Source organism: Ancylobacter defluvii (assembly GCF_018390605.1).
Lineage (GTDB): Bacteria > Pseudomonadota > Alphaproteobacteria > Rhizobiales > Xanthobacteraceae > Ancylobacter > Ancylobacter defluvii.
In genome coordinates this window covers 1-20,104 of record NZ_JAHBGD010000010.1, presented here as the reverse complement: position 1 = coordinate 20,104, position 20,104 = coordinate 1, and the positions used below count along the sequence as shown (strand labels likewise).

Here is a 20,104-nt window from a genome sequence, read left to right as displayed (position 1 = left end):
TTCGCTCACTCGGCCGCCATTGGCGGGCGCGGCATGGTGTGCAGCGTCGCGGCGGGTGCCGCGGTCGAGCCAGGCTCGTCCGGCTCGTCGCGTGCGCCGACGAAGCGGCCGAAGATGCGGGCGAGCAGGCGCCCGAGATCGTCCATCAGCGTGAACACGGCCGGCACGAACACCAGCGACAGCAGCGTCGAGGCCAGCAGGCCGCCGATCACCGCGATCGCCATCGGCGCGCGGAAATCCGAGCCCTCGCCGAGCCCCATGGCCGAGGGCACCATGCCCGCCGCCATGGCGATGGTGGTCATCACGATCGGCTGCGCCCGCTTGCGGCCGGCCTCGATCAGCGAGGCGGTGCGATCCTGCCCGGCCTTCACCGATTCGATGGCGAAATCGACCAGCAGGATGGCGTTCTTGGTGACGATGCCCATCAGCATGAGGAAGCCGATCACCACCGGCAGCGTCATGGCGTTGTTGGTGATCAGCAGCGCCACGAAGGCACCGCCCACCGACAGCGGCAGCGCCACCAGGATGGTGATCGGCTGCAGCAGGTTGGCGAACAGCAGCACCAGCACCGCCAGCACCATCATCACGCCTGCACCCATGGCGGTGGCGAAGCCGCCGAACACTTCGGCCATGATCTCGGCGTCGCCGGCCTCCTTCAGCGTCACGCCGGCGGGAAGGTTCTTCGCCCCCGGCAGCGCGTAGACCTCGGCCAGCGCCTCGCCGAGCTGGGTGCCGGTGGTGAGGTCGGCCTCGATGGCGATGCGCCTCGCCCGGTCGTAGCGGTCGAGACTGGTCGGCCCGGTGGCGAAGGAGATGTCGGCTACCGCGTCGAGCGGCACCGCCGCCCCGGCCGCCGTGCGCACCTTCAGCGTGCGGAAGGTGGACAGATCAGCGCGGGCATTCTGGTCGAGCTGCACGCGGATCGGCACTTGTCGGTCGCCGGCGGAGAATTTGGCAAGGTTCTGCGAGATGTCGCCAATGGTGGCGATGCGCACCGTCTGCGCGATGTCGGCGACGGAGACGCCGAGCTGCGCCGATTCGGCGAGGCGCGGCGTCACCCGCAGCTCCGGCCGCTCCAGCGCCGCCGACGTCACCACATTGGTCAGCCCCTTCACGTCGGCGCGGATCTCGCGTTCCAGTTCCAGCGCCGCCTTCTCCACCGCCGCGCCGTCCGAGCCGGAGAGGATGATGGTGAATTCGCGCCCGCCGGGGCCGGCGCCGCCCGAGGCGCCGAAATTGAAGCGCAAATCGGGGATGCGGGCGATCTCGTGCTGCATCCGCGCCTCGAACTGCTTCTGGGTGTCGGTGCGCTCGGCGCGCGGCTTCAGGTTGACGATCATCGTCGCCTTGCGCACCTCGCCGGCAGCGCTCACCGGGCCGGCCGCCACGCCGCCGCCGCCGGTGGCGAACACGCTCGCCACCTCCGGCTGGTTCTCCAGCAGCACGGTGACCTCGTTGACCACCCGGCGGGTGGAATCCAGCGTGGAACCCGGCGGCAGTTCCAGCGCCAGCACCGAGCGCGAGACGTCGGCATTGGGGATGAAGCCGGAGGGCAGCAGCGTGGAGAGCCACATCGAGCCGATGAACAAGAGGATGCCGGCGGCCACGGTGACGAAGCGGTGGCGCACGCTGGCGCGCAGCAGCCGGATATAGAAGCGCATCAGCGCACTGTCGGGCTTCTCGCGGTGGCCATGATCGCGCAGGAAATACGCCGCCAGCATCGGGGTGAGCAGGCGCGCCACCAGCAACGAGAACAGCACCGCCACGGCGACGGTGATGCCGAACTGGCGGAAATACTGCCCGGCAATGCCGCCCATGAAGCTCACCGGGGCGAACACCGCGACGATGGTCAGCGTCGTCGCCACCACGGCGAGGCCGATCTCGTCGGCGGCGTCGATGGCGGCGCGATAGGCGGATTTGCCCATGCGCATGTGGCGCACGATGTTCTCGATCTCGACGATGGCGTCGTCGACCAGGATGCCGGTCACCAGCGTCACCGCCAGCAGGCTCACGCCGTTGAGCGAGAAGCCGAGCATGTCCATCACCCAGAAGGTGGGCAGGATGGAGAGCGGGATGGCGGTGGCGGAGATGATGGTCGCCCGCCAGTCGCGCAGGAACAGCAGCACCACGATGATGGCGAGCACCGCGCCCTCGATCAGCGTGTGCATCGCCGAGGTGTAGTCGGCCTCGGTGTAGCGCACCATCGAATCGATCAGCGTGATCGTCGCCTCGGGATGCGCCGCCTCGAGCTGGCGCAGCGCCTCCTCCACCCGGTTGGCGACGTCGACATCCGAGAAGCCCTTGGCGCGGTAGATGCCGAAGGCGACCACCGGCTTGCCGTCGAGCTGGGCGAAGATGCGCGGCTCGGCGGCGCCGTCGGTGACGGTGGCGAGGTCGGCGAGCCGCACCTGCCGCGAGGAACTGGTGGCGGTCGCGGGCAGCGAGATGCGGGTCTCGGCGAGGTCGGCGACGGTCAATGCGCCGCCCAGCGTGCGCACCGATTGCTCCTGGGTGCCGATTTCGCCGCGGCCGCCGGCGAGGTCGACATTGGTGGCGACCAGCTGGCGGTTGACGTCGGCGGCGGTCACGCCCAGTGCCGCGAGCTTGTCCGGGTTGAGCGAGATGCGGATCTCGCGGTCGACACCGCCCTCGCGCTTCACCTGCGCGACGCCGCGCACGCCCTGCAGCGCGCGGATCACCGTGTCGTCGACGAACCAGGACAGCTCGTCCGGCGTCATCTGCGGCGCCGAGGCGGCATAGGTGACGATGGCCATGCCCTCGACATCGACGCGCCGGATCAGCGGCTCCTCGATATCCTGCGGCAGTTCGGAGCGGATGCCGGTCACCGCGTCGCGCACGTCGTTCACCGCGCGGTCGACCTGAGTCTCCAGCTGGAATTCCACCGTGGTCACCGAGGCGCCCTCGGTGATGGAGGAGGTGATGTGCTTCACCCCCTGGGTGCCGGCGATGGCGGTCTCGATCCGCTTGGTCACCTGGGTTTCCAGCTCGCTCGGGGCGGCTCCGGGCTGGGTGACGGTGACAGTGACGATCGGCACGTCGATGTTCGGCATGCGCGTCACCGGCAGCCGGTCGAAGGTGTAGAGGCCGAGCGCGGTCAGCACCACGAACAGCACGATCGAGGGGATCGGCGAGCGGATCGACCAGGCGGAGATATTGAGCGCCATCACACGCCGCCTTTCGCGTCGGCGAGCGGCACCGGGCTCACCCGGTCGCCGTCGCGCAGGAAGCCGCCGGCGCGGGCGACCACGCTCTCGCCGTCCTTCATGCCCTCGGTGATCTCGACGAAGCCCTCGCCCATCAGCCCGGTCTTCACTGGGCGCCGCTGCACGGTGTCGCTCTCGACCACCAGCACGAAGGCGCCTTCCTTGTCGAACTGCACCGCCGAGAGCGGCAAAGCGAGGCCGGTATGGCGGGCGAGCTCGATGTCGCCGCGGGCATAGGCGCCGGGGCGCAGCCGCGGATCGTCCGGCAGGGCGACGGCGACGCGGGCGAGGCGGGTGCTGGCATCCACCTTGGCGCCGACCAGGCGCACCTTGGCGCCGAAGGGCTGGCTGAATCCCGCCGGCGTCACCTCGACCGGCAGGCCGGGCCTGATGCGCGGCAGCGCCGATTCCGGCACTTCGGCGTCGAGGTCGATGGCGCCGTCCTTGACGATGCGGAACAGCGGCTCCGCATTAGCCGAGAGCACGATGGCGCCCAGACGCGCGGCGCGGGACGACACGATGCCGGCTTCCGGCGCGCGGATCTCGGTCCGGGCCAGCCGCACCTCGATTTCGTCGCGATTGGCCTTGATCTGGGCGGCATCCGCCTGCGCCGCCGTCACCATTTCCTCAGCGGCGGTCACCTGTGCGCTGGCGACGCTGACGGCGCGCTCGCGCTGGTCGAGCACTTCCTGCGAGGTGGCGCCGGTCTTGATCAGCGTGCGCGCGCGCTCGACCGATGCTTCCGCCTCGATGAGCTGGGCCTTGGCCTGCTCCAGCGCCGCCTTCTGCTGGGCGATGGCGGCCTGCGCCTTGGCGGCGTTGGCGGTGTTCTGGGCGAGCAGCGTCTCGATCATGTCGCGTGACAGCCGGGCGAGCACCGCGCCCTTCTCGACGCGGTCGCCCTCCTCGACCAGGATTTCGGTGATGCGAAAGCCGTCGATCTCCGGCCCGACCATGATCTCCTCGCGGGCGGCCAGCGTGCCGGTGACCGGCAGGCGCTCGATCACCTCGCGCGGGGCGGCCGGCACCACGCTGACGGTGACACCGCGCGCCGCCTGCGGCTCGGGGGCGGTTGTCGCCTGCGCCGTGTCGGCCACGCCGAGCCTGAGGCCGAAGGGAATGCGGTCGCGCAGCGCATAGCCGCCGACCCCCACCACGAGAACGGTCATGACGAGGGCGAGGGTTACTCTTCCGCGCAGGCTGGAAGGAGCGAGCTTCATGTCGGGTCGACCGTGCTGGGTTTGACGGGGGCGAGCATGCGGGCGATGAGATCGCCGAAGCCGGGCATCATGGCGGCGAGCGGCAGGTCCGGCTGCAGGCGCCGGCGCAGCAGCAGCCCGTCGCCGATGGCGTCGATCAGCGTCATGGCGATGTCGGGGTCGATGGCCGGGTCGATCTCGCCGCGCTTCTGCCCGGCGAGGAGGGCGTCGCGGATGGCGTTGCCCATCTCCTCGTCGACCTCGTCGAACTTGACCTTGAGCTTGGGATTGCGCGCGGCTTCGGCGGCAATTTCCGGTCCGAGATCGGCGCACACCATCGGCATCTCGCCGGAGAAAAGCGCCTGACCCATGGCGGTGAGGCCGGCGGCGAAGCTGGGCGCGCCGTGCAGCAGCTCGAGCATCTTCATGCGGGCGCTGCGCTCTTCCTCGACGATGGCGAGGATGATGGCGTCCTTGGACGGGAAATAGCGATACAGCCCGCCGGGGCTCATGCCGGCCTCGGCGCAGATTTCCTGCATCGAGGTGGCGTGGAAGCCGGCGCGGGTGAAGCAGGCGGCGGCGGCGTCGAGCACCCGCCGGCGCGGATCGGCCTTGCGCGGCCGTGCCGCCGGCTTCTGCGGCGTCGGCTCGTGCTGCGTCGGCTTGCGTGCCGCGGGCACGACAGCCTCGGCAAGCCTCTCGGCGCTGGTTGCGGTGGGGGACGCGGCGGCCATGCGGTGATCCAGCTGGGAAGGACCCGCGCAGGGTCCTTCAAAATGAGAGCGAACGTTCGTTCTCATTACTGCGAGAGGTGAAGAAGATCAAGAACGAACGTTCGTTCGCAAAAATACCCTTACGTAAGACGATGGTGGAAATGCGGCGCGCCATCGGGCCGTTCGCCCGCTCCGGCGGCATCCTTGCCGCCCTTCAACGCGCCTGTGGCGCCACCACCGGCGCGAAGGTTTCGGCCACCCGCTCATAGACTGGACGCTTGAAGGGGATGATCAGCCCGGGGGTGTTGCCGAGCCGCTCCCAGCGCCAGGCGGCGAATTCCGGCTTGTGCTTGCCGCCGCCCGGACGCAGCACGTCGATCTCGCTGTCGGGGCCGGTGAAGCGCAGCGCCACCCATTTCTGCATCTGGCCGCGATAGCGCCCCTTCCACGCCTTGCGGGCGATCGGCTCGGGCAGGTCATAGGCGAACCAGTCCGGCGCCACCGCCAGCGGCTCCACCGAGCGGACGCTGGTCTCCTCATAGAGTTCGCGCAGCGCCGCCTCCTCGGGGCTTTCGCCCTCGTCGATGCCGCCCTGCGGCATCTGCCAGGCATGGCCGGCGTCGACCGGCTCGTTGCCGCTGTCGGCGCGGCGGCCGACGAACACCAGCCCGTCGCGATTGACGAGCACGACACCGACGCAGGGGCGATAGGGAAGCTGTTCGAACGGAATCATCGCAGGAGCCGGATCGCGGGACATCACGCGGCATCGTTGCCGTCCGATGATCATAAGCGCAGGCGATGACGGATCGTAGGCCGCGATGGATTTATGCTTACCGGGCCGGGAACCGGCGCGTCACGGCCCGGCCGTTTCCGCAGGCGCGCGGCGGCGGCACAGCCGCTGCCGGCATTGACAGGCGCGTCGCCGCTCGCGTCCCCTGCCGGGAGCGGATGGAGGGAGGCCGGGCATGGTGGCGGGCTGCAATGTCGGCTTCACCGAAGGCGTCTTCGCCGATGCGGTCCGCCCGCATTGGTCGGGCGGGGGCGCGCGCCCGATCCGCTGGTCGGCCTGGTATCCGACCGACGACGCCGTGTGGGAGGCGGCGACAATGCAAGCCGCGGATGCGGCCGGCGACAGCGTCCTGGCGCCCACTTTCCGGCCGCTGCCGCTGTGCCGCGATGCCCGGCTCGCGGGGCGTGCCGGCGCGCTGCCGCTGGTGCTGCTCTCGCACGGCACCGGCGGCACGGTCGCCGGGCTCGGCTGGCTGGCGCACCGGCTGGCGGCGCGCGGCCTTGTCGTCGCCGGCGTCGATCATCACGGCAATACCGCGCGCGAGGCCTATCGGCCGGAGGGCTTCCTGTGCTGGTGGGAGCGTGCCGGCGACCTCACGCGGCTCGCCGACCATCTTCTCGCCGATCCGCGCTTCGCCGGCGGTATCGATGCCGCACGCCTCCATGTCGCCGGCTTCTCGCTCGGCGGCCATGCGGCGCTGGCGCTGCTCGGCGGGATCACCGAGATGCCGCGTTTTCTCGGCTGGGCTGCCGGCCGGCCCTTCGGACGCGGCCCGCGCGAATTCCCCGATCTTGCCGATCGCATCGTGCCGCTGCTGGCGGAAAGCCCGGCCTTCCGCGCCTCGTGGCAGCGGCAGTCGCTGTGCTTCCGCGATCCGCGCATCTGCTCCGCGCTGGTGATGGCACCGGCGCCGACCGTGCGCGGTTTCACGCCGGAAAGCCTTGAGGCCATCGGCGTGCCGGTGCTGCTCACCGTCGGCGGCGCCGATCGCGAGGCGCCTGGCGAGGCCGGCGCCGGGTGGCTGCACGGCCTCATCCCGGCGAGCCGCCTGGTGCCGCTCGGCGCCGATGTCGGCCACTATGTGTTCCTGGGCGAATGCACGCCGGAGGCCTGTCGCGCCGAGCCGGCGATCTGCATCGATGCGCCGGGCATCGACCGCGCGGCGATCCATGCCCGCGTCGCGGCGCTGGCGCTGGATCTGTTCGCGCCGTCCGGCAGCTGAAAGGGCGCAGGGCGATCGAAAGGTGTCTAGCGCGCCACGACGGGGGCGCCGCCCGGCGGCAGCACTTCCACCACTTCGCGCAGGCCGGTGGCCGCATCCATCAGGGTGAAGGCGCCGGGGCTCGGCCCGTCGTCGATCGGCGAGGCCGGGCGCAGCATCGGCGCATCCGCTGCCACCGCCGCATTTTCATGCTCGAAGCTGCCGCTGAGCAGCGGCTCGCTGGACCGTGCCGTCGATGGTGCCTCGCCCCGCAGCATCAGCCAGGTCGAGGCGACGGCGACGATGGCCAGTCCCGCAAGGCCGAAGATCGCCACCGCGGCGCGATTGAGGTCGCTGTCGCGTCCGAGATCGCGTCCGAGCGTCTCCTCGACCTCGGTCAGGATGTTCGGCGGGAAGACCGGCGCGGCGGCCGGTGGCGGGCGAAGCATCTTCATGCGAATCTTGTCGAACCCGACCAAGGCAGCATCGCGGCAAGCCAGGATACCGAAGCGGAAAAAGCGAGTGGATCTACGATGTTTGGTGCCTGTTGCCCGGATGCCACAGCGGAGGGCGGGCAAAAGCTGGATCGCGGCATCGGGCGCCGCAACGTCGTCGCGATGCGGGGATGAAGATGCGGGGGGCGACGCCGGTCGGTACGGCCCGGAAACAGGAACCCCGCCTCGCGGCGGGGTTCGGGTCTTGTCGGCGATGTCCGCCCGTTGCCGGCCGGAACGGATCAGTTCGGCACTGCGGCCTTGGGGTCGGCCGGGTAGGCGGCGTTCTTCTGCACGCCATGCATCAGGTCGATCGCCAGCTTAAGCTGGGTGTCGTCCTTCGGATCCGGCGGCACATAGGCCGGCGAGCCGGTCTTCTCGTCGTCGCCGTTCTTCAGGTGGCCCTTCAGCGAAGCTTCGCCGCGGGTGGTTTCCACCCCGGCCGCCTCGGCCTTTTCCTTCACTTCCTGCGGCACGTCCTGCACCAGCTCGATGTCGGGCGAGATGCCCTTGGCCTGGATCGAGCGGCCCGACGGCGTGTAGTAGCGCGCCGTGGTCAGCTTGATCGCAGCATTGCCGGAGACCGGGATCACCGTCTGCACCGAGCCCTTGCCGAAGGACAGCGAGCCGAGGATGGTGGCCCGCTTGTGGTCCTGCAGCGCGCCGGCGACGATCTCCGACGCCGAGGCCGAGCCGCCATTCACCAGCACGATCACCGGCTTGCCCTTGGCGAGGTCGCCCGGCCGCGCGTTGCGGCGCTCGATCTCGTCGGCGTTGCGGCCGCGGGTGGAGACGATCTCGCCGCGGTCGAGGAAGGTGTCGGACACCTCGATCGCCTGGTCGAGCAGGCCGCCCGGATTGTTGCGCAGGTCGATGATGAAGCCCTTGAGCTTGTCCTCGCCGATCTGCTTGGTCATGTCCTCCATGGCCTTCTTCAGGCCCTCGGCGGTGTTCTCGCTGAAGGAGGTGACGCGGATATAGGCGATGTCGTCCTGCTCGACGCGCGAGCGCACCGACTTGATGTTGATGATGTCGCGGGTCAGCGTCAGCTCGAGCGGCTTGTCCTGGCCCTTGCGGATCACGGTGAGCTTGATCGGCGTGGCGACGGCGCCGCGCATCTTCTCCACCGCCTGGCTGAGCGTCATCCCCTTGACTTCCTCGTCGTCCAGCTTGGCGATCAGGTCGCCAGCCTGGACGCCGGCCTTGGCGGCCGGGGTGTCGTCGATCGGGGCGACGACCTTCACCAGGCCGTCCTCCATGGTGACCTCGATGCCGAGCCCGCCGAACTGGCCGCGGGTCTGCACCTGCATGTCGCGGAAGTCCTTGGCGTCCATGTAGGTGGAGTGCGGGTCGAGCGAGGCGAGCATGCCGTTGATCGCCGCCTCGACCAGCTTGGCGTCGTCGGGCTTCTCGACATAGTCGGCGCGCACGCGCTCGAACACGTCGCCGAACAGGTTCAGCTGGCGGTAGGTATCGGAGGCCGCTGCCATCGCCGTGGCCGGCTCGAGCAGCAGGCGGGGCTGCGCAGCGCCAACGGCGACGATGGCGCCGACCGCCGCGCCCATCAGAAATACAGACGTCCTACGCATCATCCGCGTGCCTTCTCGCTCTCGCTCGTCACCCACCAGGGGGTCGGGTCAATCGAAATTCCGTCCTTGCGGAACTCGACATAGAGAATGGGTTGGGCGGTTCCAAGGCCGACCGAGGACACCAATTGGGGGCCGTCGCCCATCACCCCCACCGGCTCCCCGGACAATACGAACTGTCCCAACTCGACCGTTATCTTATCCATACCGGCCAAGAGAATATGGTAGCCGCCACCGGCATTGATGATCAATAGTTGTCCATAGGAGCGGAACGGCCCGGCATAGACCACCCAGCCGTCGCTCGGCGCCGCCACCTGTGCCTGTCGGCGGGTGCCGAAGGACATGCCCTTCTCGGCGCCGCCATAGCCGTCCTCGGCACCGAAATTCTTCAACACGCTGCCGCCGACCGGCAGCGGCAGCAGGCCCCTGGCCTCGGAAAACGCCACGCCGGGCGTCATGCGTCCGGGATTGCTCAGGGCGGCCAGACGTTGCGCCGATGTCTGGTTCGTCTTGTTCGTCAAGGCCTTGGCGGCGTCGGCCGCCTTGCGGGCGGCGGCGATCTCGGTCTCCATGCGCTTCAGCAGGTCGCGGACATTGCTGGCCTCGGCGGCGAAGGCGGCGGCCCGCTCGCGCTCGGCCGCCAGCGCCGTCTCGCTGCGCTCCACCGAGCTCTGGCGCTCGGCGATCAGGGCGGCGGTGCGGCGGCGCTGCTCCCCCAGCGTGGCCTTCAATTCTGCGAGAGCGTCGCGCTCGGCGGCCACCTCCTTGCGCACCCGCTCCTGCGCGGCGAGCTCGCTGGCGAGCAGTTCGGTCTCGGCCTTGAGCTCCGGCAGCACCGCGCCGAGCAGCATCGCCGAGCGCACCGATTGCAGCGCGTCGTCCGGGCGCACCAGCAGGGCCGGCGGCGGGTGATTGCCGAGCCGGGCGAGGCCGCCCAGCACCTCGGCCATCTCGTCCTGGCGCGAATCCAGCGATTCGCGGATATCGGCCTCCTCGCGCTCGAGGGCGAGGAGGCGCTGCTCGCTGGCATCGAGCTTGTCCTCGACCTCGCGCACTCGTGTGGCAGTGTCGATCAGCGCGGCGTTGAGCTTGGCGCGGTCGCCCTTCAAGGCCTCGATCTCGCCGGCGAGCCGTGCCTGCTCGGCGGTGCTGCCCTGCATGTCGGTCTCGAGCTGCTCCATGCGCTGCTTCTGCTGCGCCCGCGCCGTCGTGCCGCTGGCGGCCGGCGTGCTCCGGGGCGCTGCAGGGGCGGCCTGCTGATCGGGCTGCCGGGCGGCCGGCGCTTGAGCTTCCTGGGCTTCTTGAGCTTGTGGGGCTTCCTGCGGGGCGAAGGACCGAAGCTGCTCCGGCTCCTGTCCGCGCGCCGTCCCCGTTATCGTCGCGGCGGCGAGCGCGAGCGCCAGCACCGCCGCCATGGCATGGCGGACGCGCAGGCGCGGGGAGATGTCGTGAGCAGATGCGGGCATCGGGTGAGCAGAGCGGCAAGCTGGTTAACGCGCGCTTAACCGGCGGCGGCCGTTTCCCCGCAATCCCCGTTCATCCCTTGTGATAGGGGTGGCCGGCGAGAATGGTGGTCGCCCGGTAGAGCTGTTCCGCCAGCATCACACGAACCAGCTGATGCGGAAAGGTGGCGCGGCCAAACGCCAGCAGCTTGTCGGCGCGGGCGCGCACCGCCGGGCTCAGCCCGTCGGCGCCGCCGATCAGCAGGGCGAGCGCGCGGGTGCCGCGATCGCGCCGCGCCGCCATGTCCTCGGCGATCTCTTCGGAGGAAATCTGCACGCCGCGCGGATCGAGGGCGATCACGGCCGCGCCCTCGGGCAGGGCGGCGAGGATGGCGGCGCCTTCCTCCGCCATGCGGTCGTCCGGCCGGCGTGCCGCGCTTTCGCCGATCTCGACGGTGTCGGGGCCGGAAAGCCCGAGCGCCCGCGCCCCCTTGACGGTGCGGTCGATGTAGCGGGCGCACAACTCGCGTTCGGGCCCGGCCTTCAGCCGGCCCACCGCGACAATCATGAGACGCACCCGCCAAAACCCCGTGTTCAGCCGCGCGGGGACTTGGCCGACGTGGATCCGGCAGCGTCGGGACGCCCGCCCGCCCACATCTTCTCAATGTTGTAGAACGCCCTCACCTCTGGTTGGAAGAGGTGGACGATCACGTCGCTGGCGTCGATCAGCACCCAGTCGCAGGCCGGCTGGCCTTCGACGCGGATGCCCTTGACGCCGCGCTGCTTCAGCGCCTCGACGAGGTGATCGGCGAGCGCGCCGACGTGACGTTGCGAACGGCCGGACGCCACCACCATGTGGTCGGCGATGGTGGTCTTGCCGCGCAGGTCGATGGAAATGACGTCCTCGGCCTTGTCGTCGTCGAGACGGGCAAGAACGAGGGCCAGGATCTCGTCGGCGTCGTAACGCGCTTCGGAGACCGGGGCAGCGGCCGGGCTGGTGGGGGCGGCTGCGGAAAGCGCCAAGCTGGACAGGGGTCCGGATCCTCTCATGATGGCATCCCGGGGGGCTTTTCCCCACCGTCAATGCTTCCTTAAGATATCGCGGAACGCCCCGTCTTTTCAAGCTTTGCCGATATTCTCGCCATATTGCGCCGCACGCAGGCTCGCGGATGCGTCATCCGGCATCATTCCGTGCGGCGACTTATGGCGTGCATGCGAGCGCAGCGCGGTGGAGGAGAGCGGCGATTTCAGCCCGTGCAGGAACACCCAGGACGGTGCCGGCGCGTCCGCCAGCCGGCTCGCCAGCCGCTCGTCGAGCCGCCAGCGCTCGAGCGCCCGTGCTGCCGGCGCGGCGGTGGCGTTGAGGCTCAGCCCGGCGCGGTCGATCACCGCGATCGGCACCAGGGCGGCGATGTCGCGCCAGCGCTGCCAGCGGTGGAAGCTGGCGAGGTTGTCGGCGCCCATTAGCCAGACGAAGCGCACGCCGGGGCGGCGGCGGACCAGCTCGGCCACGGTGTCGTGGCTGTAGCGGGTGCCGAGCCCGGCCTCCAGACCGGTCGGCACCAGCGCCGGATGGTCGGCCACCTGGCGGGCGAGCGCCAGCCGCTCGGCGAGCGGGGGGAGGCCGTTATTGTCCTTCAAGGGGTTGCCGGGCGTCACCAGCCACCATACCCGGTCGAGCCCGAGCTTTTTCAGCGCCAGCAGGCTGGCGGCGCGATGGGCGGCGTGCGGCGGGTTGAACGAGCCGCCATAAAGGCCGATCCGCATGCCCGGCGCCGAGGGCGGGATGCGGAGTTCGGCGGGCGGCACGTCGAATGTCACGGCCTGATCTGGCCGGTGCCGCGCACCCGGTACTTGAACGAGGTCAGCTGCTCGGCGCCGACCGGCCCGCGCGCATGCATGCGCCCGGTGGCGATGCCGATCTCGCCGCCGAAGCCGAATTCGCCGCCATCGGCGAACTGGGTCGAGGCGTTGTGCACCACGATCGCCGAATCCACCTCGGCGAGGAAGCGCTCCGCCGCCTGGGCGTCCTCGGTGAGGATGGCGTCGGTGTGGTGCGAGCCATGCGTCTCGATATGGTCGATGGCAGCGTCGAGCCCGTCCACCACCTTGGCCGCGATCACCGCGTCGAGATACTCGGTGTCCCAGTCCTCCTCGGTGGCCGGCTTCACCCGCGCATCGACGGCCTGGGTGGCGGCGTCGCCGCGCACTTCGCAGCCGGCATCGAGCAGCATGGTGACCAGCGGGGCGAGGAAGCGCTCGGCTCCCGCGCGGTCGACCAGCAGCGTCTCGGCGGAACCGCAGACGCTGGTGCGCCGCAGCTTGGCGTTCTTCACCACGGTCAGCGCCTTGTCGAGATCGGCGGCCTTGTCGACATAGATGTGCACGAGGCCTTCCAGATGCGCGAACACCGGCACCCGCGCCTCGCTCTGCACGCGGGCGACCAGGCTCTTGCCGCCGCGCGGCACGATGACGTCGATGTTGCCGTCGAGCCCGGTCAGCATCTCGCCCACGGCGGCGCGGTCGCGGGTCGGCACCAGCTGGATGGCATCGGCGGGCAGGCCGGCCGAGACGAGGCCCTTCACCATTGCCGCGTGGATGGCGCGGCTGGACTGGAAGCTGTCGGAGCCGCCGCGCAGGATCACCGCATTGCCGGCCTTCAGGCACAGGCTGCCGGCATCGGCGGTGACGTTGGGCCGGCTCTCATAGATCACCCCGACCACGCCGAGCGGGGTGCGCACCCGCTCCAGCCGCAGGCCGTTCGGCCGCTCCCAGCTCTCCGTCACCTTGCCGACCGGGTCGGGCAGGGCGGCGATCTCGGCGACGCCGGCGGCGGTGGCCTCCAGCCGCGCCGGGGTCAGCGTCAGCCGGTCGATCATCGATTCCGAGAGGCCGGCGGCGCTGGCACGCGCCACGTCCTCCTCATTAGCCCTGAGGATGGCGTCCGCATCGGCGCGGATCGCCGCCGCCGCCGCCATCAGCGCCGCTTGCTTCACCGGCGCCGGGGCGAGGGCGAGCTTGCGGGTGCTGGCGCGGGCGCGGGCCCCCAGCGCGCGCATCAGCGTGCGGACATCGGTTTCGGCTTCGGTGACGGCGCGCAGCTGGCCGGCGGACATGACATTCACTCGTGGTGGTGGAACGGTGGACGGATAGGCGATCGTCGGACGAAACAGGGCGGTCCTTCTAGCACATTCCGTCGCGGGTGCGCCAAGATCCCGTGCCGGATCGCCGCCCCGCCTTAACCGTATCGCCGGAATTCACTTGGAATTCACTTGGAATTCGCTTGGGTCACCTGGAATTCACTTGGCAAGAATCCGTGCGGCAAGGCTTGCCATTTCCGCTCCGACATCCGATGTCGTGCGGAGCATCGCGCCACCATCCCGGGAGACACGAGCATTTTCCTGCGTGCCTACGATATTGGCTGGGATGCGTTCTGGCGCTTCGTCGAGGATGATGGCTGGGCGATCGCCAGCCACATCGCGCTGTCGGCGTTGATGTCGCTGTTCCCCTTCCTCATCTTCGTCACCGCGCTGGCCGCCTTCTTCGATTTCCAGGATCTGGCCAAGGAGACGGTGCAGCTGATGCTGGAGGCGTGGCCCTCGCAGGTCGCCGCGCCGATCGGCCGCGAGATTTCCTCGGTGCTCACCCATGTGCGCACCGATGCGCTGACCGTCGGCGTGGTGCTGGCGATCTACTTCTCCTCCAACGGCATTGAAAGCCTGCGCATCGGCCTCAACCGCGCTTATGGCGTGAAGGAGATGCGTTCCTGGTACTGGCTGCGCCTCGAATCCATCGGCTATGTGCTGGTCGGCGCCGCCGGGCTGCTGGCGCTGTCGTTCCTCGTCGTGCTCGGCCCGGTGCTGTGGTTCGGGGTGGTGCGGTTCCTGCCGGCGCTGGAGCCGTTCAGCTCGGTCATCACCTTCCTGCGCTACGCTGCCACCTCGGTGATCCTGATCGTCGCATTGGTGGTGGCGCATATGTGGCTGCCGGCCGGGCGGCGGCGGCTGTCGGACGTGGCGCCCGGCATTCTCGTCACCCTGGCGCTGTGGCTCGGCGCCGGCGCCGCCTTCGGGCGCTATCTCGCCGCCTTCGCCGGCAATTACGTCACCACCTATGCCGGCCTCGCCTCGGTGATGATCGCGCTGGTGTTCCTCTACACCACCGCCTCGATCTTCGTGTATGGCGGCGAACTCAACGCCGCCATCCGCCGGGCGCGGGAAGCCGCCTACTAACCCCGCGGCTGCCCTGGCGATGCCGCCTTGCCTCCGATAACATAACAAGTTATATAACATGTGATGTTATCGGAGGCTTCGACGATGGACGACATATTGCGCGCGCTCGGCCATCTCGCGCTTGGCAGCCGGCTGAAGCGGCTCGGCGAGCAGCTGCAATCCGACACCCAGGCGCTGCTGGACGCGCTCGATCCCGCGGTGCCGTCCGGCCAGCACCCCTTCCTCGCCGCGCTCGACCGGCTGGGGCCGCTCACCGTCGGCGATCTGGCGCAGGCGCTCGGCGTCTCGCAGCCCGGCGTCACCCGCACGGTGGCGCGGCTGGTCGAACGCGGTCTGGCCGAGGCGAAGCCCGGTCCCGAGGACCAGCGGCAGAAGATCGTGTCGCTCACCGCCGCCGGGCGGCAGCTCGTCGAGACCGCCAAAGGCGATCTGTGGCCGCGCATCGATGCCGCGGTCGCCGAATTGTGCCGCGACCTGCCTGGACCGCTGCTGGCGCAGCTGACGGCGATCGAGGACCGGCTGGCGAGCGAGCCGCTGCATCGGCGCGCCGCACGGCAGAGGGACGGCATTCAATGAACCCGCACCCGCTCGACCGCCCGGTCTGGACCGCGCTGACCAGCCTTCAGGCGCCGCTCGCCGAGGGTGGCGTCCTCGCCCGGCGCTATCCCGCCGACATCGTCCCCTTCGCCGCCATGGCGGATGACCGCGCCGAATCGCGCCGCGCCCTCGCCGCGCTGGTCGCACCCGGCGAGACCGTCGTCCTCGCCGAGGCGGAAAGTGTCGTGCTGCCGCAGGAACTGTCGGCGGTCTCGGTCGCCGAAGCGGTGCAGATGATCGCGGCGACGCCGCCGGCGGCGGTCGACGATCCCCGCATCCGGCCCCTGACCGCCGCCGATGCGGCGGAGATGCTGGAACTGGCGACGCTTACCCGGCCGGGGCCGTTCAGCCTGAAGGCGCTGAGTCTGGGCCGCTTCTGGGGCATCCGCATCGACGGCCGGCTGGCGGCGATGGCTGGCGAGCGCATGCGGCAGCCCGGCTTCACCGAGCTGAGCGGCGTGTGCGCCCATCCCGAGAGGCGCGGCCACGGGCTTGGCCGGACGCTGTCGCTTCATGTCGCCGCCCAAATCGTTGCGCGCGGAGACACGCCCTACCTGCACGCCTATGCCGGCAATGGAGCGGCGATCGGCCTGTACGAATCGATCGGCTTCCGCCTGCGCCGTCAGATGAAGGTCGTGGTCGCCAGCCGCGCCGCCTGAGCGCGGCGGGCGGAACCTTCGCGGGCCTCCGCGCCTTGACCGTGGTCAAGGCGCCGCCCCCGGCAAGGGTGTCGGATGGCGCCGGACAGCAAGAGGAGATCCGGCATATGACCCACCATGACAAGATCCGGCTTCCGGCCGGGGTGCTCGTCGCGGTGTGCGACGGTCGCAAGGCCCTGATCCTGCGCAACGAGGGCGACGGCGCGTTCCCGAACCTGCGCACCTACGAGGTGCATGAGCAGGACAATCCGCCGACCGCCGCGCAGGGCACCGACGCGCCCGGCCGCGTGCATCAATCGGCCGGCTCGGCCCGCTCGGCGGTGGAGGTGACCGATTTCCACGATGAGGCCGAAGCCGCCTTCCTGCGCCGGATCGCCGCCCGGCTGGAGGCGCTGCTGGCCGCCGGCGAGGCGAAGGCGCTGGTGGTGGTGGCGTCGCCGCGCGCGCTCGGGGTGCTGCGCCCGCTCTATGGCCGCGCGGTGCAGGAGGCGCTGATCGGCGAGGTCTGTCGCGACATGGTGAAGCTGCCGGTCTACGAGATCGAGAAGCACCTCGCCGCGTGACCGGCGCGCCGCAGGGATTCCGGTCGCCCGGTCGAGATCTTCCGCGCCCGGATCCCGGCGGCAAGCCGGGCAAATCATCCGGCGATCAGCCGGCAATCCATGCAGTAATCCGGGCCGGCGCCGCCTCGGCGACCGCCCGTCGCGGCGATGTGGCGCCGGGCGACTTGATCCGCGCCCGCGGCTCCTCCGTAATGGGCGCGCCACCGACATCGGTGTCGCCGCCGCCGGAGGACCGATCTTGAAGACGCTTTCCTTCTTTCGTCTCGTGGTCAGCGTCGGCCTGTGCCTGGCGGTCGGGGCCATAGGCTCGCTCGCCACCACGCCGAAGATCCCCACCTGGTATGCCGGCCTCGCCAAGCCGTCCTGGACCCCGCCCGATGCGGTGTTCCCGGTGGTGTGGACCACGCTTTACGTGCTGATGGCGGTGACGCTGTGGCGATTGTGGCATCTGCACCCGCCCTCGCCGGCGCGGCGGCTGGCGGTGGTGCTGTTCTTCGTGCAGCTGGCGCTCAACGCGCTGTGGTCGCCGGTGTTCTTCGGGCTGGAAGCGACCGGCGCCGCGCTCGCCGTCATCATCTTGCTCATCGGTGCCGTCGGCGCCACCATCGTGGCGAGCGCCCGCCTCGATACCATCGCGGCGTGGCTGCTGGCGCCCTATCTCCTGTGGATCGCCTATGCGACGGCGCTGAACGCTGCCATTGTGGCGATGAACTGAGCGGACGCATCTTATTCGGCGCCTCGCCGCATCGCACCGGGAGGCCGTGCATGGACATCCTCTTCCTCGCCAAGTTCGTGGTGCTGCCGATCGCCCTGGGGGCGGTGGCGGTGGTGCTGATCATGGGCCTGGCCAACATGGTGCGCGGCGGCTCGCCGCTGCGCTCGCAGAAGCTCATGCAATGGCGCGTGCTGCTGCAGGCGGTGGCGCTGTGCTTCGTGCTCGCCACCGTCATCCTGATGCACCGGGGCTGAGATCGCCCATGGTCGTGCTCAACCGCATCTACACCCGCACCGGCGACGACGGCACCACGGCGCTCGGCTCCGGCGAGCGCCGGCCGAAGCACGATCTGCGCATCGCCGCCTATGGCACGGTGGACGAGACCAACGCGCTGATCGGCGTCGCCCGGCTGCATCTGGCCGCCCATCCCGACATGGATTCGATGCTGGCCCGCATCCAGAACGACCTGTTCGACCTCGGCGCCGATCTTGCCACCCCCGATGACGGCATCGACCGCGGCTTCGAGCCGCTGCGCATCGTCGCCTCGCAGGTCGACCGGCTCGAGCGCGACATCGACGCGTTGAACGCCGGGCTGAAGCCGCTGCGCTCCTTCGTGCTGCCGGCCGGTAGTCCGGCGGCGGCGCATCTGCACGTCGCCCGCACCGTGTGCCGGCGCGCCGAGCGGATCATGGTCGAGCTGGCCGGCCGCGACGGCGAGGTCGTTTCGCCGGCGGCGATCAAATATGCCAACCGCCTGTCGGACCTGCTGTTCGTCATGAGCCGCGCCGCCAATGCGAGCGCCGGCGGCGACGTGCTGTGGGTGCCGGCGGCGGGGCGGGAATAGGCCGGGCCGCCAATGAGCGCGTTGCCATGAGCATGCGTCCGCTTCTGTTCGGCGCCAGCTACAGCGTCTATGTCCGCATCGTCCGGCTGGTGCTGGCCGAGAAGGGCGTCGCCTGCGAATTGGTGCCGGTCGATGTGTTCGCGACTGAGGGCCCGCCGCCGGATTATCAGGCGCGGCATCCCTTCGGCCGCATCCCCGCCTTCGAGCATGACGGCTTCGCCCTCTACGAGACCGGCGCCATCACCCGCTACATCGACGAAGCCTTCGCCGGGCCGGCGCTGCAGCCCGCCGATCCGCGGGCACGGGCGCGGATGAACCAGCTGATCGGCATCGCCGATTCCTACGGCTATCCGGCGCTGGTCTGGGGCGTCTATGTCGAGCGGGTGGAGAAGCCGGCACGCGGCGGCATCGCCGACGAGGCGGTCCTCGCGGCCGCTCTGCCGCCGGCCCGCCTCTGCCTCAAGGCGCTGGCGGATCTCATGGGGGAGGGGCCTTGGCTCGCCGGCGAGGGCCTCTCGCTGGCGGATCTGCATCTGGCGCCGATGCTCGACTATTTCCTCAAGGCAGAGGAAGGCGCGGCGATGATCGGCGAATTCCCCGCCCTCGCCGCCTGGTGGTCCCGCCTCGCCGTCCGGCCGTCCATGGCGGTCGGCCGGAGCGGATGAGCCCCGCGGCCTCCCGGCGCCGTCAAGCCTGTGGCGCGTTTCGCCGCAACGCGGCATCCTGTGGGCGCGGAGCGCCGGTGCCCGCGCCGCGATTCGCCCGATCCCCAGACTGTCGCCCGCCATGCTGCTGCCGATCAACGACGACAATCCGCTCGAGGGCATTACCCACGCCTATGTCACCTGGGCGCTGATCGCGGTGAACATCGCCATCTTCGTGCTGGTGCAGCACGGCTATCGGCCGGAGATCGACATCGCCACCGCCTTCGGCTACGGCGCCATCCCGGCGGTGGTGAACCATGCGGCGGTGCTGCCGGCCGAGTATGCGCGGCTGCCGGCCGAGCTGACGCTGATCTCCTACATGTTCCTGCATGGCGGCTGGCTGCATCTCGCCGGCAACATGGCCTTCCTCTGGGTGTTCGGCGACAATGTCGAGGATGCATTCGGCCATGCACGCTATTTGGTGTTCTACCTCGCCTGCGGGGTGGCCGGCGGCCTCGCCCATGCCATGGCGGTGCCGGATTCGGCCTCGCCGCTGGTCGGGGCGTCGGCGGCGATTTCCGGGCTGGTCGGCGCCTATCTCATGCTGCATCCCAATGTGCGGATCTGGGTGCTGATGTTCCTGCGCATCCCGCTGCGGGTGCCGGCGATCTGGCCGCTCGGCGCCTGGATCGGCTTCCAGCTGTGGAGCGCCCTGCGCGCCGGGGAGGCCGATACCGCCTGGTGGGCGCATGTCGGCGGCCTCGTCACCGGCGCGGTGCTGGCGGTGTTCCTGCGCCGGCCCGGCGTGCCGCTGTGGGTAACCACCCGCGACGGCACCCCGGACGGCCATCCGCCGATCTGATCCGCTGGTCCGCCGGCAGGCCCATGTCACGGCCGATGTCCCGGCCCACATCCCGTTCCGGAAGACGGAAGCGGCGGCGGCAGCTGGCGTTTCGGAATTTTCACAATTCCATAAGCGGCAAAACGGCTCCGGCCCTCGACTTTCCGTCGAATCGTTACGTTGACAGGCCGGGGGGCTGTCCATAGTTTCCCCGGCGCCTCGCGGGGTCGCGCTCGTCGCGCGCGGCGCCATTCCTGGAGTATGAGACTGCCGGCCTGCCTGTCGCGGGCGGCGGGAGATCCGGCTGATGAAGATCCTTGTGCCCGTCAAGCGGGTTGTGGACTACAACGTTAAGATCCG

The 20,104-nt window shown here is 70.0% G+C and carries 21 protein-coding genes; 10 read left to right on the top strand and 11 right to left on the bottom strand.

Annotation, left to right across the window (positions count from 1 at the left end):
* Positions 1-5: 5 nt before the first annotated feature.
* The 4 genes from KHC24_RS07060 to KHC24_RS07045 form a co-directional block, all read right to left on the bottom strand.
* A complete protein-coding gene (locus KHC24_RS07060; RefSeq protein WP_213361575.1) occupies positions 6-3,185 on the bottom strand; it encodes an efflux RND transporter permease subunit in 3,180 nt (1,059 codons plus the stop codon).
* On the bottom strand, positions 3,185-4,444 hold the full coding sequence (locus tag KHC24_RS07055; RefSeq protein WP_213361572.1) for an efflux RND transporter periplasmic adaptor subunit: 1,260 nt from the start codon (positions 4,442-4,444) through the stop codon (positions 3,185-3,187). Before KHC24_RS07055 ends, KHC24_RS07060 begins: the two co-directional genes overlap by 1 nt.
* Positions 4,441-5,157, bottom strand: coding sequence for a TetR/AcrR family transcriptional regulator (locus KHC24_RS07050; RefSeq protein ID WP_213361571.1), 717 nt, complete (start codon positions 5,155-5,157; stop codon positions 4,441-4,443). The genes KHC24_RS07055 and KHC24_RS07050 overlap by 4 nt, the downstream gene beginning before the upstream one ends.
* Positions 5,158-5,350: 193 nt before the next feature.
* Positions 5,351-5,869 (bottom strand): RNA pyrophosphohydrolase, encoded by a 519-nt coding sequence (locus tag KHC24_RS07045; RefSeq protein WP_213361569.1) that lies wholly within the window; start codon positions 5,867-5,869, stop codon positions 5,351-5,353.
* Between the two features lie 232 nt (positions 5,870-6,101).
* Between KHC24_RS07045 and KHC24_RS07040 the strand changes: the two genes are divergently transcribed.
* Entirely contained in the window at positions 6,102-7,148 is a 1,047-nt protein-coding gene (locus tag KHC24_RS07040; protein ID WP_213361568.1) for an alpha/beta hydrolase family protein, read from the top strand.
* A 26-nt stretch (positions 7,149-7,174) separates the two neighbouring features.
* On the opposite strand, the gene KHC24_RS07035 is transcribed toward KHC24_RS07040, so the two are convergent.
* From KHC24_RS07035 to KHC24_RS07005, 7 genes are all read right to left on the bottom strand, one after another.
* Entirely contained in the window at positions 7,175-7,582 is a 408-nt protein-coding gene (locus KHC24_RS07035; protein ID WP_213361566.1) for a hypothetical protein, read from the bottom strand.
* Between the two features lie 281 nt (positions 7,583-7,863).
* A complete protein-coding gene (locus KHC24_RS07030; RefSeq protein WP_213361565.1) occupies positions 7,864-9,213 on the bottom strand; it encodes a S41 family peptidase in 1,350 nt (449 codons plus the stop codon).
* Complete coding sequence (locus tag KHC24_RS07025) at positions 9,210-10,673, bottom strand: murein hydrolase activator EnvC family protein (protein WP_246546312.1); 1,464 nt, start codon at positions 10,671-10,673, stop codon at positions 9,210-9,212. The genes KHC24_RS07030 and KHC24_RS07025 overlap by 4 nt, the downstream gene beginning before the upstream one ends.
* 70 nt (positions 10,674-10,743) lie before the next feature.
* The gene (gene rlmH / locus KHC24_RS07020; RefSeq protein ID WP_213361562.1) at positions 10,744-11,226 is read right to left on the bottom strand and encodes a 23S rRNA (pseudouridine(1915)-N(3))-methyltransferase RlmH; all 483 of its coding nucleotides are present in this window, start codon (positions 11,224-11,226) and stop codon (positions 10,744-10,746) included.
* Positions 11,227-11,243: 17 nt separating this feature from the next.
* Positions 11,244-11,699 (bottom strand): ribosome silencing factor, encoded by a 456-nt coding sequence (gene rsfS, locus KHC24_RS07015; protein ID WP_213361560.1) that lies wholly within the window; start codon positions 11,697-11,699, stop codon positions 11,244-11,246.
* Between the two features lie 69 nt (positions 11,700-11,768).
* A complete protein-coding gene (locus KHC24_RS07010) occupies positions 11,769-12,416 on the bottom strand; it encodes a nicotinate-nucleotide adenylyltransferase (protein ID WP_213361700.1) in 648 nt (215 codons plus the stop codon).
* Positions 12,417-12,466: 50 nt separating this feature from the next.
* Positions 12,467-13,765 carry a glutamate-5-semialdehyde dehydrogenase gene (locus KHC24_RS07005; RefSeq protein ID WP_213361554.1) on the bottom strand — a complete coding sequence of 433 codons (1,299 nt, stop codon included), beginning with the start codon at positions 13,763-13,765 and terminating at the stop codon, positions 12,467-12,469.
* Positions 13,766-14,050: 285 nt separating this feature from the next.
* On the opposite strand from KHC24_RS07005, the gene KHC24_RS07000 reads away from it, so the two are divergent.
* From KHC24_RS07000 to KHC24_RS06960, 9 genes are all read left to right on the top strand, one after another.
* On the top strand, positions 14,051-14,881 hold the full coding sequence (locus KHC24_RS07000; RefSeq protein ID WP_213361695.1) for a YihY/virulence factor BrkB family protein: 831 nt from the start codon (positions 14,051-14,053) through the stop codon (positions 14,879-14,881).
* 84 nt (positions 14,882-14,965) lie between these two features.
* Positions 14,966-15,457 carry a MarR family winged helix-turn-helix transcriptional regulator gene (locus tag KHC24_RS06995; protein WP_213361552.1) on the top strand — a complete coding sequence of 164 codons (492 nt, stop codon included), beginning with the start codon at positions 14,966-14,968 and terminating at the stop codon, positions 15,455-15,457.
* Complete coding sequence (locus KHC24_RS06990) at positions 15,454-16,137, top strand: GNAT family N-acetyltransferase (protein WP_213361550.1); 684 nt, start codon at positions 15,454-15,456, stop codon at positions 16,135-16,137. Before KHC24_RS06995 ends, KHC24_RS06990 begins: the two co-directional genes overlap by 4 nt.
* Positions 16,138-16,244: 107 nt before the next feature.
* Positions 16,245-16,700, top strand: coding sequence for a baeRF12 domain-containing protein (locus KHC24_RS06985; RefSeq protein ID WP_213361543.1), 456 nt, complete (start codon positions 16,245-16,247; stop codon positions 16,698-16,700).
* A 238-nt stretch (positions 16,701-16,938) separates the two neighbouring features.
* The gene (locus KHC24_RS06980) at positions 16,939-17,415 is read left to right on the top strand and encodes a TspO/MBR family protein (protein ID WP_213361540.1); all 477 of its coding nucleotides are present in this window, start codon (positions 16,939-16,941) and stop codon (positions 17,413-17,415) included.
* Positions 17,416-17,465: 50 nt separating this feature from the next.
* The gene (locus KHC24_RS06975) at positions 17,466-17,669 is read left to right on the top strand and encodes a twin transmembrane helix small protein (RefSeq protein WP_213361538.1); all 204 of its coding nucleotides are present in this window, start codon (positions 17,466-17,468) and stop codon (positions 17,667-17,669) included.
* An 8-nt stretch (positions 17,670-17,677) separates the two neighbouring features.
* Positions 17,678-18,259 (top strand): cob(I)yrinic acid a,c-diamide adenosyltransferase, encoded by a 582-nt coding sequence (locus KHC24_RS06970; RefSeq protein WP_213361536.1) that lies wholly within the window; start codon positions 17,678-17,680, stop codon positions 18,257-18,259.
* 26 nt (positions 18,260-18,285) lie between these two features.
* Entirely contained in the window at positions 18,286-18,924 is a 639-nt protein-coding gene (locus tag KHC24_RS06965) for a glutathione S-transferase family protein (protein ID WP_213361534.1), read from the top strand.
* Positions 18,925-19,045: 121 nt separating this feature from the next.
* Entirely contained in the window at positions 19,046-19,765 is a 720-nt protein-coding gene (locus KHC24_RS06960; protein ID WP_213361533.1) for a rhomboid family intramembrane serine protease, read from the top strand.
* Positions 19,766-20,104: the final 339 nt, after the last annotated feature.